The 13,313-nt window shown below is 63.2% G+C and carries 16 protein-coding genes; 11 read left to right on the top strand and 5 right to left on the bottom strand.

The genetic code is table 11. From position 1 onward, the window contains the following. Positions 1-8: 8 nt before the first annotated feature. Both hypA and E4Q23_RS03310 read right to left on the bottom strand, forming a co-directional pair. A complete protein-coding gene (gene hypA, locus E4Q23_RS03315) occupies positions 9-350 on the bottom strand; it encodes a hydrogenase maturation nickel metallochaperone HypA (RefSeq protein ID WP_169065312.1) in 342 nt (113 codons plus the stop codon). Further along, positions 343-498 carry a hypothetical protein gene (locus tag E4Q23_RS03310; protein ID WP_169065311.1) on the bottom strand — a complete coding sequence of 52 codons (156 nt, stop codon included), beginning with the start codon at positions 496-498 and terminating at the stop codon, positions 343-345. The genes hypA and E4Q23_RS03310 overlap by 8 nt, the downstream gene beginning before the upstream one ends. Before the next feature lie 336 nt (positions 499-834). Between E4Q23_RS03310 and ccmA the strand changes: the two genes are divergently transcribed. From ccmA to E4Q23_RS03255, 11 genes are all read left to right on the top strand, one after another. Further along, positions 835-1,476, top strand: coding sequence for a cytochrome c biogenesis heme-transporting ATPase CcmA (ccmA, locus tag E4Q23_RS03305; protein WP_169065310.1), 642 nt, complete (start codon positions 835-837; stop codon positions 1,474-1,476). Positions 1,477-1,484: 8 nt separating this feature from the next. Then, positions 1,485-2,153, top strand: a complete 669-nt coding sequence (ccmB, locus tag E4Q23_RS03300; RefSeq protein WP_169065309.1) for a heme exporter protein CcmB — start codon at positions 1,485-1,487, stop codon at positions 2,151-2,153. Beyond that, entirely contained in the window at positions 2,154-2,924 is a 771-nt protein-coding gene (ccmC, locus tag E4Q23_RS03295) for a heme ABC transporter permease CcmC (protein WP_169065308.1), read from the top strand. A 107-nt stretch (positions 2,925-3,031) separates the two neighbouring features. Then, the gene (ccmD, locus tag E4Q23_RS03290) at positions 3,032-3,271 is read left to right on the top strand and encodes a heme exporter protein CcmD (protein WP_169065307.1); all 240 of its coding nucleotides are present in this window, start codon (positions 3,032-3,034) and stop codon (positions 3,269-3,271) included. Next, positions 3,268-3,750 (top strand): cytochrome c maturation protein CcmE, encoded by a 483-nt coding sequence (gene ccmE / locus E4Q23_RS03285; protein WP_169065306.1) that lies wholly within the window; start codon positions 3,268-3,270, stop codon positions 3,748-3,750. Before ccmD ends, ccmE begins: the two co-directional genes overlap by 4 nt. Before the next feature lie 24 nt (positions 3,751-3,774). Next, the gene (locus E4Q23_RS03280) at positions 3,775-5,787 is read left to right on the top strand and encodes a heme lyase CcmF/NrfE family subunit (protein ID WP_169065305.1); all 2,013 of its coding nucleotides are present in this window, start codon (positions 3,775-3,777) and stop codon (positions 5,785-5,787) included. A 9-nt stretch (positions 5,788-5,796) separates the two neighbouring features. Next, the gene (locus tag E4Q23_RS03275) at positions 5,797-6,381 is read left to right on the top strand and encodes a DsbE family thiol:disulfide interchange protein (RefSeq protein WP_169065304.1); all 585 of its coding nucleotides are present in this window, start codon (positions 5,797-5,799) and stop codon (positions 6,379-6,381) included. After that, complete coding sequence (locus tag E4Q23_RS03270) at positions 6,378-6,863, top strand: cytochrome c-type biogenesis protein (RefSeq protein WP_169065303.1); 486 nt, start codon at positions 6,378-6,380, stop codon at positions 6,861-6,863. The genes E4Q23_RS03275 and E4Q23_RS03270 overlap by 4 nt, the downstream gene beginning before the upstream one ends. Further along, positions 6,860-8,074, top strand: coding sequence for a c-type cytochrome biogenesis protein CcmI (gene ccmI / locus E4Q23_RS03265; RefSeq protein WP_169065302.1), 1,215 nt, complete (start codon positions 6,860-6,862; stop codon positions 8,072-8,074). The genes E4Q23_RS03270 and ccmI overlap by 4 nt, the downstream gene beginning before the upstream one ends. Before the next feature lie 165 nt (positions 8,075-8,239). Further along, positions 8,240-8,845 (top strand): NapC/NirT family cytochrome c, encoded by a 606-nt coding sequence (locus E4Q23_RS03260; RefSeq protein ID WP_169065301.1) that lies wholly within the window; start codon positions 8,240-8,242, stop codon positions 8,843-8,845. Positions 8,846-8,995: 150 nt separating this feature from the next. Then, positions 8,996-9,796 (top strand): ethylbenzene dehydrogenase-related protein, encoded by an 801-nt coding sequence (locus E4Q23_RS03255; RefSeq protein ID WP_248595214.1) that lies wholly within the window; start codon positions 8,996-8,998, stop codon positions 9,794-9,796. A gap of 113 nt (positions 9,797-9,909) precedes the next feature. On the opposite strand, the gene pssA is transcribed toward E4Q23_RS03255, so the two are convergent. From pssA to E4Q23_RS03240, 3 genes are all read right to left on the bottom strand, one after another. Then, entirely contained in the window at positions 9,910-11,325 is a 1,416-nt protein-coding gene (pssA, locus tag E4Q23_RS03250) for a CDP-diacylglycerol--serine O-phosphatidyltransferase (protein WP_336511591.1), read from the bottom strand. A 12-nt stretch (positions 11,326-11,337) separates the two neighbouring features. Then, positions 11,338-11,523, bottom strand: a complete 186-nt coding sequence (locus tag E4Q23_RS03245) for a LiaI-LiaF-like domain-containing protein (RefSeq protein ID WP_169065300.1) — start codon at positions 11,521-11,523, stop codon at positions 11,338-11,340. Positions 11,524-11,628: 105 nt separating this feature from the next. Then, positions 11,629-13,071 (bottom strand): bifunctional 2-methylcitrate dehydratase/aconitate hydratase, encoded by a 1,443-nt coding sequence (locus tag E4Q23_RS03240; RefSeq protein WP_169065299.1) that lies wholly within the window; start codon positions 13,069-13,071, stop codon positions 11,629-11,631. Positions 13,072-13,313: the final 242 nt, after the last annotated feature.

Genomic DNA, 13,313 nt, shown 5'->3' with positions numbered 1-13,313 from the left:
CCTCATTATTATTCGACCTCCAGCTCCTTGACCCGCATCTCGGTCCCGCCGGTTGCTTGAACCGGGTAACCGCCGCAGGCTGGGCAGGGGTCGTAACGGGCCGCAAGGGGCACCGTCTGATGGCAATTAAAACATAAACCTTCACCAGCCACTTCCACCACCTTCAGAACAGCTCCCTCGGCCAGCGTGCCGCGAATCACGGCCTCGAAACAGAAACGCATCGCTTCCGGTTCAACGGCCGCGAGTTCGCCGATTTCAAGGAACACGGTTTTCACGCGCTGGAAGTGCTGTTCAAACGCGGCCTCTTCGACAATCTGCAGAACGCCCATGGCCAGCGACATCTCATGCATCCTTGACCGTCACCGCGAAGGGCACACAGGGTTCGAGCGCCAAGGCCTGCCGGGCGAGCACACCGGTTTCGGCCGCCTCACCGGAGAATGTGGTTTGTTCGGCAAAACCGTCATCGCCGAAGTACGACCCGCAGTCGGCGGCCGACAAGCACAGACGCGCCGCGACATCCTGCGCAAAGCGGCAAAGACTGAACAAGCAGGGAATGAATTCGAGAACGCGAGAACGCGCGCAAACGAAAAGCCGCGCAGTGCACGCGCTGCCATTGGCCGCGTAGAAGCGACCCCGGCAGCAAGAATTTGTCTGCCATTCCACGTCAGAGCCAGCTGCAGAACACCCTGTTCCACCGTCACCCTCCCGGAAAGTCCCATCCGACAATAGCAAAAGCCTTTGAATCGATTTTGATTTCGGTCAATCCGCGGCTAAACTGCCGCCTTCACAATACGGCCTCGCCGGCCCTCGCCTTTTTCCAGGATTTCCCTCTGCATGCTTGAAGCTTCGAATCTGGAATGCGTACGCGGTGAGCGCAGCCTCTTCGCCGGCGTCGGCTTTCGGCTTGATGGCGGCGAGATGCTCTACGTGCAGGGAAAAAACGGCTCCGGCAAGACCAGCCTGCTGCGCATGCTCTGCGCCCTGACGCCGGCGGCCAGCGGCGAGATCCGCTGGCGTGGCGGCCCGATCGGCAAGCTCGGCGAGGAGTTTCGCAGCGAACTGTGCTACCTCGGCCACCAGAATGCGATCAAGGAAGAACTGACGCCGCTGGAGAACCTGCTGTCGTCGGCCAGGCTGGCGCAGGAAGCGCTTGACGAGGACGCAGCGCTCGACGCACTGGCCCTGGTCGGTCTGCGCGGCCGCGAGGATCTGGCCTGCCGCTATCTTTCGCAAGGCCAGAAACGGCGCGCTGCGCTGGCCCGCCTGGTCAACGAAAAGCGTGCGCTATGGGTCCTCGACGAACCCTACGTGGCGCTCGACCCGGTCGCCGTCGAACTCGTCGCCGGACTGATCGGCGCCCATTTGCAGGCCGGTGGGCTGGCAGTGCTGACCACTCACCAGGCAGTCACCGTGCCGGCAGGCGCGGTACGTGAACTCTGGCTTGGCGATAGCGATGCCACGCAGCGCTCGCAGTAGTTAAGAAAATGCTAATATTGCTCCGCGCCGTAATCGGCCGCGACCTGCGCCTGGCCATGCGCCGCCAGGCCGACATCGTCGCGGCGATGTTCTTTTTCATCATTGTGGTCAGCCTTTTTCCGCTCGGCGTCGGACCCGAACCGGACCAGTTGCGGCGCATGGCGCCCGGGGTGCTGTGGGTTGCCGCACTGCTGGCGACGATGCTTTCGCTGCCGCGGCTGTTTGCCGACGATCACCGCGACGGCACGCTCGAACAGCTGGCACTGGCCCCGCAGCCGCTAGGCGTGATCGTGCTCGGCAAGGTGATCGCCCACTGGCTGGTCGCCGGACTGCCGCTGGTCGTCCTGGCCCCGGTGCTGGGCATCCAGTTCGACCTGAGCAGGGACGCGCTGCTGGTGCTGACCGTTTCGCTGCTCGTCGGCACGCCGGCGCTGTCCGGAATCGGCGCCATCGGCGCCGCGCTGACCTTGGGCGTACGCGGTGGCGGCGTGCTACTGTCGCTGCTGGTCTTGCCGCTGTACATTCCGGTGCTGATCTTCGGTGCTGGCGCGGTCGATGCGACGCTCAGCGGGCTGGGACCGCAAGCCCATTTGTCGCTGCTTGGCGCCCTCGCGCTGGGCGGCATGTTTTTTGCGCCGTGGCCCACTGCCGCGGCTCTCAGAGTTGCCCTGGAATAAATGACTGACAGAGTAATCAACTGGTACAAATACGCCAGTCCGCAGACTTTCTACCCACTCGCCGGCAAGTTGATCCCCTGGTTCTGGGCGCTCGCTGCGCTGTTCGGCATTGCCGGACTGGCGATCGGCTTCCTCATCGCGCCAACCGACGCGCAGCAGGGCGAAGGCTATCGGATCATCTTCCTGCACGTGCCCGCGTCCTGGTTGTCGATGTTCATCTATCTGGTCATGGCTTTCTGGGCCGGTATCGGGCTGGCATTCAATATCCGCCTCTCGGGAATGATGGCCTCGGCGCTGGCGCCGACCGGCGCCCTCTTCGCCTTCCTGTCGCTATGGACCGGCGCCCTGTGGGGCAAGCCGATGTGGGGCACCTGGTGGGTGTGGGACGCGCGCCTGACATCGGAGCTCATCCTCCTTTTCCTGTACATCGGCTTCATCGCCCTGCAGGCAGCCATCGACGACCCGCGCCGGGCCGACAAGGCCGGCGCCATCCTGGCACTGGTCGGGGTAGTGAACATTCCGATCATCTATTTCTCTGTCAAGTGGTGGAACACCCTGCATCAGGGCGCTTCGGTGAGCCTGACCAAGGCCCCCAGCATGGCCGCCATGATGCTCTGGGGCATGCTGCTCTGCGCGCTGGCCTGCTGGATGTACAGCATCGCCATCGCCCTGACGCGCGTACGCACGATCATGCTCGAACGCGAACGACACACCGACTGGGTGCGCGAGCTGCTCAGCGGCAACGGTCACGACATGTCGAGACGCTCCTGACCATGAAAGTCGCGACCGTTCCCCTCTTCCCCAACCCTTCTCCCGCACGGGGGGAGAAGGGAGCTTCGTGAGCCGCGTACGCGACTTTCACGGTAAGGAGTAAGCACATGCACTGGAACAGCTTTGCCGACTTCCTGGCAATGGGCAACCACGGTCTCTACGTGTGGGGCTCGGTGGTGGTGATGGCCCTGCTGATGCTTGCGGAACCGATGCTGCTGGTACGCGGTCGGAAGACACTGGTCGCGCGCCTCAAACGCCAGTTCCGTGCCGAGCGCGCGGAAGCGGAGAACCGCGCCTCGACGCAAACGTCGCAGCGCGTCGCAACACCCCACAGGAGTAAAGCTTGAAACCTCGTCACAAGCGCATCGCCTTGATCGTCGGCGGCCTGGCCATTCTCGGCATTGCCGCCATGCTGGTCCTCAATGCCTTCCAGAGCAATCTGGTGTTCTTCTTTTCACCGACTCAGGTCGCCGCTGGCGAAGCCCCGACCGGTAAGAGCTTCCGCATCGGTGGCATGGTCAAGGAAGGCTCGCTGGAGCGTCAGCCCGATGGCATCACCCTGCGTTTCGTGGTCACCGACACGGACAAGGAAATGACGGTCGCCTATCAGGGAATCCTCCCCGATCTCTTCCGCGAAGGCAAGGGCGTCGTCGCGCAGGGCAAGCTCGGCGACGGCGGTCTGTTCACCGCCTCGGAAGTGCTCGCCAAGCACGACGAGAACTACATGCCGCCCGAAGCGGCGAAGGCAGTCGGCGACGCCCACGAACGGGCAGCGGCCAACAAGGCGGCAGTAGAAGCCGCCAGCCAGACCACCATCAAGCAATAGTGCGCACATTCGGACAATAGACTGATGATCCCTGAACTCGGCAACTTCGCACTGATCCTCGCGCTTTGCGTGGCCCTGGCGCAAGGCACCCTGCCACTGATCGGCGCGCACACTGGCCGGCAGCAATGGATCGCCCTGGCGCGGCCGGCGGCGGTCGCGCAGGCGCTACTGCTGGCGGTCGCTTTTGGCTGCCTGACCACGGCCTTCGTGCAAAACGACTTCTCGGTACTCTATGTCGTACAGCATTCGAACACCCTGCTGCCCATGCAGTACCGCGTTGCCGCAGTCTGGGGCGGACACGAAGGCTCGCTGCTGCTGTGGGTGATGATGCTGGTGCTCTGGGCGCTGGCCGTCGCCGTGCGCTCGCAGCAGCTTCCCGAGCACATGGTCGCGCGCGTGCTCGGCGTTCTCGGTCTGGTGACCGCCGGCTTCCTGCTCTTCATCCTGCTCACCTCGAATCCCTTCGACCGCCTGCTGCCCGGCGCAGAGGAAGGGCGAGACCTGAATCCGCTGTTGCAGGACCCCGGCCTGATCATTCATCCGCCGATGCTGTACATGGGCTACGTGGGCTTCTCGGTGGCCTTCGCCTTCGCCATCGCCGCGCTGCTTTCGGGCCAGCTCGACGCCGCCTGGGCACGCTGGTCACGGCCATGGACCACCGCGGCATGGATTTTCCTGACCCTGGGCATTGCGCTCGGCTCATGGTGGGCCTACTACGAACTCGGCTGGGGCGGCTGGTGGTTCTGGGATCCGGTCGAGAACGCCTCCTTCATGCCCTGGCTGGTCGGCACGGCGCTGCTGCACTCGCTGGCGGTCACCGAAAAACGCGGCAGTTTCAAGAACTGGACGGTACTGCTGGCGATCTCGGCGTTTTCGCTGTCGCTGCTCGGCACTTTCCTGGTCCGCTCCGGAGTCCTGACTTCGGTACACGCCTTCGCTACCGACCCGGGCCGCGGCGTCTTCATTCTCGCTTTCCTGGTGGTGGTCATCGGCGGCTCGCTGGCGCTGTTTGCCTGGCGGGCGCCCAAGGTCGGTCTCGGCGGCCGTTTCGGCCTGCTCTCGCGGGAATCGCTGCTGCTCACCAACAATGTGCTGCTGGTCGTGGCCTGCGCTTCGGTGCTCCTGGGCACGCTTTATCCGCTGCTCATCGACGCCCTCGGCGCCGGCAAGCTGTCGGTCGGCCCCCCCTACTTCGACGCCGTCTTCGTGCCGCTGATGTTGCCGGCCGCCTTCCTGATGGGCGTCGCGCCGTTCGCGCGCTGGAAACACGCCAGCGTCGGCGAACTCGCGCGCACCCTGCGCTGGGCTTTTCTGGCCGCGGCGCTGGTCGGTATCGCGGCGCCTTTCCTGCACGGCGAGTGGAAGCCGCTGGTCGCGCTCAGCCTCCTGCTGGCCAGCTGGATCGTTTTCAGTTCCCTGCTGAGCATTGTCGAACGCGTCCAGTCGACCCGCGCCGGGAGCTCCTTCCTGAGCACCGCAAGCCGGCAACCGCGCAGCTTCTTCGGGATGCACCTGGCGCACATCGGGATCTCGGTCTTCATCGTCGGGGTGACCATGGTCAGCGCCTATGAGCAAGAGAAGGACGTCAAGATGGAACTCGGCGACACGATCAGCGTCGGCGGTTACAGCTTCGTGTTCAACGGTGTGCGCGAAAAGCAGGGGCCCAACTATCGGGCCCTGGTCGGCGACATCGATCTGCGCAAGGACGAACGGGTGATTCGCAAGATCTTCCCGGAGAAACGCTTCTATGTCGCCTCATCAATGCCGATGACCGAAGCGGCAATCGATAGCGGCATCCTGCGCGACGTCTACGTCTCGCTCGGCGAACCGATCGACAAGGCCAAACCCGAAGCAGCGTGGGCCGTACGCGTCTATTACAAGCCTTTTGTCGACTGGATCTGGGGCGGCTGCGTGCTGATGGCTCTCGGTGGGCTATTGGCGATGAGCGACCGCCGTTATCGAATCAAGGCGCGCGCTGCGGCAGCCAGCTCGGCGACTGGCGCCACGGCGCTGGTTCAAAACGCGCAAAACGCCTGAGGACAGGCCATGAACCGGTTTCTCTGGCCGCTGATCGGCTTCATCGTTCTCGTCGTCCTGCTCGGCGTCGGGCTCACCCTCAACCCCCGCGACGTGCCTTCGCCGCTGGTCGGCAAGCCGGCACCGGCCTTCTCGCTACCGCGGCTGCAGGCGCCGGAAGAGCAGTTCTCGCCCCGCGACATGCTCGGCAAGGTCTGGCTGCTGAACGTCTGGGCTTCGTGGTGCGTCTCCTGCCGACAGGAACATCCGCTACTGGTCGAACTGGCGAAACGGCATAGCGCACCGCTGGTCGGCTTGAACTACAAGGAAGTCCGCGGCGACGGCGCGATCGACATGGACAAAGTGCCCGCGGACCAGGAAGAAGGCATGGCCATCGAGCGCGCCAACGCCTGGCTCCGCCAACACGGCGACCCCTACACGCTCTCCGCGCTGGACATCGACGGCCGCGTCGGCATCGACTACGGCGTCTATGGGGTGCCCGAAACCTACGTCATCGACAAGGCGGGAATCATCCGCATGAAGCACACCGGCCCAATCACTCCCGAGTCCCTGTCGAGCAAGATTCTGCCGCTGATTGCGGAGCTCTCGAAATGAGACAACTGCTGATCGCCCTGCTCTTCGCGTTGCTCGGCGGCAGCGCTGGCGCCGTATACGCGGGCGAAGCGCAGCCGCTCGCCGAGAACCCCGTCACCGAGAAACGCCTGCTCGAGATTTCCACGGAGCTGCGCTGCCTGGTCTGCCAAAACGAATCGCTGGCCGGCTCACACGCGGAATTGGCCAACGACCTGCGCCGCGAGATCCGCACGCTGATCGACGCCGGCAAGAGCGACGACGAGATCATGGAGTTCATGGTCAGCCGCTATGGTGACTTCGTGCGCTACCGGCCGCCACTCAAGGGAACGACGCTATTGCTGTGGTTTGGGCCGGGCGTGCTCTTCGTCCTTGCCTTTGCGGCGCTACTGCGTTACCTGCGCCGCCGTGACCGGGCCATCACAGATTCGCCACTAAGCGCCGCAGAGCACCACCAGGCCGAGGCGCTGCTACACGACAACGACTCCCGTCAAGGACGTTCATGACCAGTTTCATTCTTTTCGCGGCGCTGCTTATCGTCGCCGTTATTGCCATTCTGTTGCCGCCGCTGCTGCGCGCGCCGAAACCGTCCACAGGGGCTGACCACCGCGAAGCGAATCTGGCCATTTTTCGCGACCAGCTCGCCGAACTCGAGCGCGAGCGGGAGAACGGCTCGCTTGCTTTAGCCGATTTCGAGCAGGCACAGAACGAGTTGCAGCGTCGCCTGCTCGACGAAGTTCAGCCAGCGGCAAGCGCACCGAGCGAGACCCGCCCGGGCCGCAAGACGGCCCTGGCCTTGCTCGTCGTCCTGCCGCTGGCTGCGGCAGGCGGCTATGCTTTACTGGGTAATCAACAAGCGCTCGATCCGCTGCAGCGACAGGCGCGGATCACTCCGCAACAGATCGAGGGCATGGTTGCGGGGCTGGTCGAGAAGCTCAAGGAGAACCCCGACGACAGCAAGGGCTGGCTTATGCTGGCGCGGTCCTACAAGGTCCTGGAGCGTTTTCCGCAGGCAGCCGAAGCCTATGGCCGGGCTGGTGCGCTGGTCGACCAGAATCCGGAACTGCTCGCCGATTATGCCGAGGTCCTCAGCCGCAGCCAGGGTGGGGACCTGCAGGGCAAACCGACCGAACTGGTCGAACGCGCGCTGAAGATCGACCCCAACGAACCGCAGGCCTTGCTGCTGGCCGGCGCCGCCGCCAGCGACCGACAGCAGTTCGCCCTTGCCGCCGACTACTGGGCACGCTTGTTGGCACAAATCGAACCCGGCTCGGAAGAGGCCAAGGCACTCGCAGCAGCCGTCGAACGGGCGCGCGCGATCGCCGCGCAGGGTGCGGCGGCTGCGCCCGCCGGCCAGACCGCCGTTGCCAACGGCAGCGCAGTCAGCGGCGAAGTGACGCTGAGCGGCGAAGTCGCTGGCCAGGCCAGTCCGGACGACGTGCTGTTCGTCTTTGCGCGCCCCGACGAAGGTCCGCGTATGCCGCTCGCCGCGACCCGCGCAAGGGTTGGCGACCTGCCGCTGCGCTTCCGCTTCGACGACTCGATGGCCCTTGCCGGCGGCAAGAAGCTCTCCGATTTCAAGACTGTCAGCATCGAGGCACGGGTCGCCAAGGCCGGCAAGGCGCAGAGTTCGAGCGGTGACCTGTTCGGCACGCTCAGCGGCGTCAAACCCGGCAGCCAGGGCCTGCGCCTGCTGATTGACCAGGTGCAACCCTGAGCCCTCCTCAGGTCGCCAAGGCCAGTAAAGGGCGCCTGGTGGCGCGATTTCCCGGTTTGTTAACCTAGATCAAACCGCCGGCGCGCCCTCCTCCGCTAGACTCTCGGCAGCCTTGGCGCTGGCCAAAAGGCGTTTCGCGGAAAAGCATAAGGGGAGGGAAGTATCGTGTCAGATAACAGCTCAGGATTCTGGGCAACACTCAAACGTCCAAGCATCAAGTACTCGCTACTGACGCTGCTTACGGCCGGCTTCGTCTCCGGCGTGTTCTTCTGGGGTGGTTTCAACACCGCCATGGAAGCCACCAACACCCTCGAGTTCTGCATCGGCTGTCACGAGATGAAGGACAACGTCTATCAGGAATACAAGAAGACCATCCACTACAGCAACCGTACCGGTGTGCGCGCTTACTGTTCCGACTGCCACGTTCCCAAGGACTGGACGCACAAGATGATTCGCAAAGTCCAGGCCAGCCGCGAACTCTATGGTAAGGTCATGGGAACGATCGACACTCCGGAGAAGTTCGAAGCCAAGCGTCTCCAACTGGCGACCAACGAGTGGGCGCGCATGAAAGCCAGCGACTCGCGCGAGTGCCGTAACTGCCACTCGTTCACGGCGATGGACATCGAAAAGCAGAAAGCACGCGCGTCCAAGATGCACAAAATCGGCCAGGACGACAAACAGACCTGCATCGACTGCCACAAGGGCATCGCGCACAGCAAGCCGAAGAACATGCCGGAAGAGGAAGAAGAGGAAGGGGACGCCACCTTCTAGTCGCGGCAGCCGAAGCAAGCTACAGTCGACCTTATCTGCGACGGGGCAGGCAGCAATACTCTGCCAGCCTTGCGCAGTGATAACCGTATCAATCCTGAATGGAGTGTGAAATGAAAAAAAACGACCGTTTCCCTGGCCCTGTTCGGTGCCTTGCTGGCCTTCGGTTCGCAGTTGGCACAGGCGGCTGCCCCTGACTGGAGCAAGGTTCCCAAGCGCACCGTTCAGGTTTTCCACGCTGGCGTAACGCCAGTCGAATGGGTGATGAAGAAGTCGGACCACAGCGGGCGTACCGGCATCAACAAAGGTGAAAGCTGCGTCGGTTGCCACGAAGAAAAAGGCGGCCTCAACTTCGACATGAAGCGTCTGGCGAGCAAGGAACTCGAGCCCAAGGGTGCACCGAAAACGATGAGTTTCCCGGTCACCATCCAGTCGGCGTATGACAAGGAAAACGCCTATGTACGGGTAAGCTTCAAGGCACCGGCCGGCGCTTTCGACCCCGTCGACAAGGAAAATGAAGTCAAGGTGGCGGTCATGTTCGCCAACGCCGAGGTTCCCAAGGGTGACCAGGTCGGCTGCTGGGCAACCTGTCACGGTGACGCACGCACGATGCCAGAAGGCGACGACAAGAAGACCAAGTACACGCGGACTGGTGCCTACGAGTTGATGCAGTGGAAAAGTGCCGCGGGCGCCAAAGCCGTCGATGGCTCGGTGACCGACAAGCGCAACATGGAAGGCGGTACCGCCAATGTGCAGGTTGAAGGCGGCAAGTCCGGCGATACCTACACGGTGACTTTCACCCGCAAGCTGTCGGGTGCTCTGGCCGAAGGCAAGGCCGTACCCTTCGGCGTCGCCGTCCACGCCGACCATGCCACCGGTCGTTTCCATCACGTCTCGATGGGCTACACCATGGGCTTCGGTGTCGATGCCGACGTGAAGTCCGCCAAGCAGTAAACGATCCACCGCGCGTACGAAAAGCAGGGCTACGGCCCTGCTTTTTTTTTCGCCTCGCTTTTTTGCAGCGCGGCTGGTCGGCCGTGCGGCGCCCTTGGCAGCTGCGCGGTCGATCAGAGGAGTTGGTTCACCAGGTGATCGGTACGCGTACGAGCCAGGCGCTTGAGCAGGCGCTGGACCGGCGCCGGGTAGCTATCGACAGCGTCGAGGGCGCGGTGGTGAGCCAGTCGCTGTGCGTGCGCCAGGATGCGCGCGAGTTCCGCTTCGTGCTGCTCGCGCAGACAGTGCTGCGGGTCGTGAATCAGCAGCCCGTTCTCGAGGTCAAGGCGCCACGCCCGCGGGTTGATGTTGCTGCCCGTGAGCAGCGCGTAATCGTCATCGACCAGCAGACCCTTTAGGTGAAAGCTGTGCCCGTCATGACGCCAGAGGTACAGGTCGAGAATGCCCTGATCGACTGCCTTCTGGTGCGCCTTGCAGAAGCGACGCAGATTGGCCTCATAGAGGTAGGGCAGCGCACCGATCGTCGAGAAGGGCTCGTCAACGGGGATGTAGTAGTCGTTGGCCGTCTTGTCCCCAACGACGATGGTCACCTGGCAGCGCTGCCGAATTTTCTCGTCGATCGCCCGTCGTACCGGGCGCGGGAGATTGAAATAGGGCGTAAACAGCACCAGGCGTCGCTCGGCGCGCTCGATCAACTGCAGCACCACTGCATTCAGCGCGTTGCCCCGCGTGCCCAGGCCAAGCAAGGGCGTGATGCCGACCTGGCCAGCGCCGATCGGCGCGAAAACAGGCTCGCAAGTGGGCGCCGAAGCAGGGACAGAAGCGGCAGCGGTGAGGTAGCTGCTGTGCGCAAGAGTTCGCCGCAAATCGCCAATCGCGCGGTGCAGCGACGAGGTCTTTGGCCTGTGCGCGGCATCCAGCGCGCCCACGGCCGGATCCGGCCGCAGCACTTCAATCATCAGTCCGGCGAGACTGTCCGCGACTTGGCGACTATCGATCAGATGATAGCGATCCAGCCGATAACGCTGATGGCGATGCAAGTAGATGTCGTTGATACTGGCACCGCTGTAAAGAACAGTGTCGTCGATGACGAAACCCTTCAGGTGCATCACCCCCATGAGTTCGCGCTTTTGCACCGGTACGCCGTAGATCGGCACGCCCGGCCCGAGGCGGCCAGCCATCTCCGAATAAAGAGCAGCATTGCCGGCACTCCGTGCCTTGCCGATCAGACCGCGCTGGGCGCGGTGCCAATCGACAAAGATCGCGATCTGCAGCACCGGCCATGTGGCCTTGGCGGCATAGAGGGCCGAAAGCACTTCCCGGCCCGCGTCATCATCCTGGAGATACAGCGTGCTGATCAGAATTCGCTCACGAGCAGCAGCAATCAGGGCCAGTAGCTTCTCGCGAAACTCTTCCGGGCCAGGCAGGGTGAGCACGCGCTGCGCCACGACCGGAATGCAGGGCAAGGCTTCCAGCGCGGTCGTGCGCTTGCCTCGGCTGCGCCAGCGGCCAAACAGCGCGGCGATCACCGAGCGGCCCGCCTAATCACCTTTTCTCCGCTGCTCGGTGCCGGGCGCCAGAAACATTCCAACGCCCAGGATGATCAGCAGCAAAGGCCACCAGGTACGCAGCAATTGCCCCAGATCGGCGTCAAACAGGCCCAGGTTGCTGGCCAGAGCCAGTCCACCGATCATGATCAGCGCGATGGCGCCAAAATTCCCTCTCATCTTCATTTCTCCCGACTGCGCGGCGGCCCGCTTCCCCGAAGCAGCGCGCGCACGCACCGCCACGACGACAGGACTACAGGACTACAGGACTACAGGACTACAGGACTACAGCACATAGTGATCGACGTAATCGTTCACCGCCAGCGTCCCCAGCCCGCGTACGTCGAGCGACGACTCGAGGATGACAGCCTGCTGCTCGGGGCTGAATCGGCGTGCCAGATGCTTCCTGAACTTATCGAGCAGCACCGGAATACCCTCCGCACGCCGACGACGGTGGCCCAGAGGATATTCGCAGAGCAGTTCGTCTGTCTGACTGCCATCGCTAAAGAAGATCTGTAACGCGTTGGCAATCGAACGCTTCTCGGGATTCAGATAGTCCGCCGAGAAGCGTGCGTCTTCGACGACCTCGATTTTGGCGCGCAAGGCGTCAATGCGCGGGTCTGCCGCGGCTTCGTCCTCGTACGCGTCAGCGCTGAGTTCGCCGTTGATGAGCGCATAGGCAACCATGTACTGCAGGCAATGATCACGATCCGCGGGATTATGCAGCGGCCCTTTCTTGTCGATGATGCGCAGCGCCGATTCGTGCGTGCGAATGACGACCTTGTCGATGCCGGCGAGCGCTTCCAGCACCTGCGGGTGCAAGTCCACCGCACATTCGACCGCCGTCTGGGCGTGAAACTCGGCGGGAAAACTGATCTTGAAGAGGACGTTCTCGATCACGTAGCTGCCGTACGGTCGTGGCACACGCAAGGCTTGTCCCTTGAACAGTGCCTCCTGGAAACCCCAGGTCCTGGCCGTCAGCGCACTCGGATAACCCATTTCACCCTTCACCGAAAACAAGGCCAGCATGACGCCACGCGCGGTCGCATCGCCGGCAGCCCAGGACTTGCGCGAACCGGTGTTCGGTGCGTGCCGATAGGTGCGCAGCGGCTGGCCATCGACGAAAGCCTGCGAGACGGCGTTGATGATCTGCGCCCGCCCGCCACCCAGCAGCCAGGTGCATACGGCCGCGGTGGCCACCTTGACCAGCAGCACGTGATCCAGACCGACGCGATTGAAGCTGTTCTCCAGCGCCAGCACACCCTGAATCTCGTAAGCCTTGATCATGGCTTCGAGCACCTGGCGCATCTGCAGCGGCGCCTGGCCGTTGGCAAGACGAGTCCGCGACAACCAGTCGGCAGTCGCCAGAATGCCGCCGAGGTTATCCGAGGGATGGCCCCATTCGGCCGCCAGCCAGGTATCGTTAAAGTCCAGCCAGCGAATCATCGTGCCGATGTTGAAGGCCGCCTGGATCGGGTCAAGCTGGAACGAGGTACCCGGGACGCGTGCGCCATGCGGGACCATCGTGCCTGGGACGACCGCTCCGAGCAGCTTGCTGCAGGCCGGGTAGGCGAGCGCTTCGAGTCCGCAGCCGAGGGCATCGACCAGGCAATAGCGGGCGGTATTGAAGGCGCTACTGGACTCGATCTTGTAGTCCAGGACGTAGTCGGCGATAGCGACCAGTAGCGCGTCTGGATCGGGGCGGGTATCTGGAATTCGTGACGACATCTTGCTTCTCCTGGTGCCGTGCCGGACTATCCCGACGAACGGTCATGACAGTCGAGATACCCCGGATGATGAAAGTCATGACCGTCCCCCTCTTCTCCCGGCCCTTCTCCCGCAGGGGGAGAAGGGAGGTTCGTGAGTCGCTTGCGCGACTTTCACATTAACGGTCATGACACGTGGAGACACCCCAAATCATGAAAGTAATGACCGTCTCCCTCTTCCCCTGCCCCTTCTCCCGCAAGGGG

The organism is Candidatus Accumulibacter phosphatis (genome assembly GCF_012939955.1).
Lineage (GTDB): Bacteria > Pseudomonadota > Gammaproteobacteria > Burkholderiales > Rhodocyclaceae > Accumulibacter > Accumulibacter delftensis.
The sequence above is the reverse complement of the archived record's forward strand: the minus strand, read 5'-3'. Positions and strand labels throughout refer to the sequence as shown.

Excerpts from the sequence above, each read along its gene's own strand:
- hypA (WP_169065312.1), bottom strand. The coding sequence starts at position 350 with ATGCATGAGATGTCGCTGGCCATGGGCGTTCTGCAGATTGTCGAAGAG.
- ccmA (WP_169065310.1), top strand. The coding sequence starts at position 835 with ATGCTTGAAGCTTCGAATCTGGAATGCGTACGCGGTGAGCGCAGCCTC.
- ccmB (WP_169065309.1), top strand. The coding sequence starts at position 1,485 with ATGCTAATATTGCTCCGCGCCGTAATCGGCCGCGACCTGCGCCTGGCC.
- ccmC (WP_169065308.1), top strand. The coding sequence starts at position 2,154 with ATGACTGACAGAGTAATCAACTGGTACAAATACGCCAGTCCGCAGACT.
- ccmD (WP_169065307.1), top strand. The coding sequence starts at position 3,032 with ATGCACTGGAACAGCTTTGCCGACTTCCTGGCAATGGGCAACCACGGT.
- E4Q23_RS03280 (WP_169065305.1), top strand. The coding sequence starts at position 3,775 with ATGATCCCTGAACTCGGCAACTTCGCACTGATCCTCGCGCTTTGCGTG.
- E4Q23_RS03275 (WP_169065304.1), top strand. The coding sequence starts at position 5,797 with ATGAACCGGTTTCTCTGGCCGCTGATCGGCTTCATCGTTCTCGTCGTC.
- E4Q23_RS03270 (WP_169065303.1), top strand. The coding sequence starts at position 6,378 with ATGAGACAACTGCTGATCGCCCTGCTCTTCGCGTTGCTCGGCGGCAGC.
- ccmI (WP_169065302.1), top strand. The coding sequence starts at position 6,860 with ATGACCAGTTTCATTCTTTTCGCGGCGCTGCTTATCGTCGCCGTTATT.
- E4Q23_RS03245 (WP_169065300.1), bottom strand. The coding sequence starts at position 11,523 with ATGAGAGGGAATTTTGGCGCCATCGCGCTGATCATGATCGGTGGACTG.
- E4Q23_RS03240 (WP_169065299.1), bottom strand. The coding sequence starts at position 13,071 with ATGTCGTCACGAATTCCAGATACCCGCCCCGATCCAGACGCGCTACTG.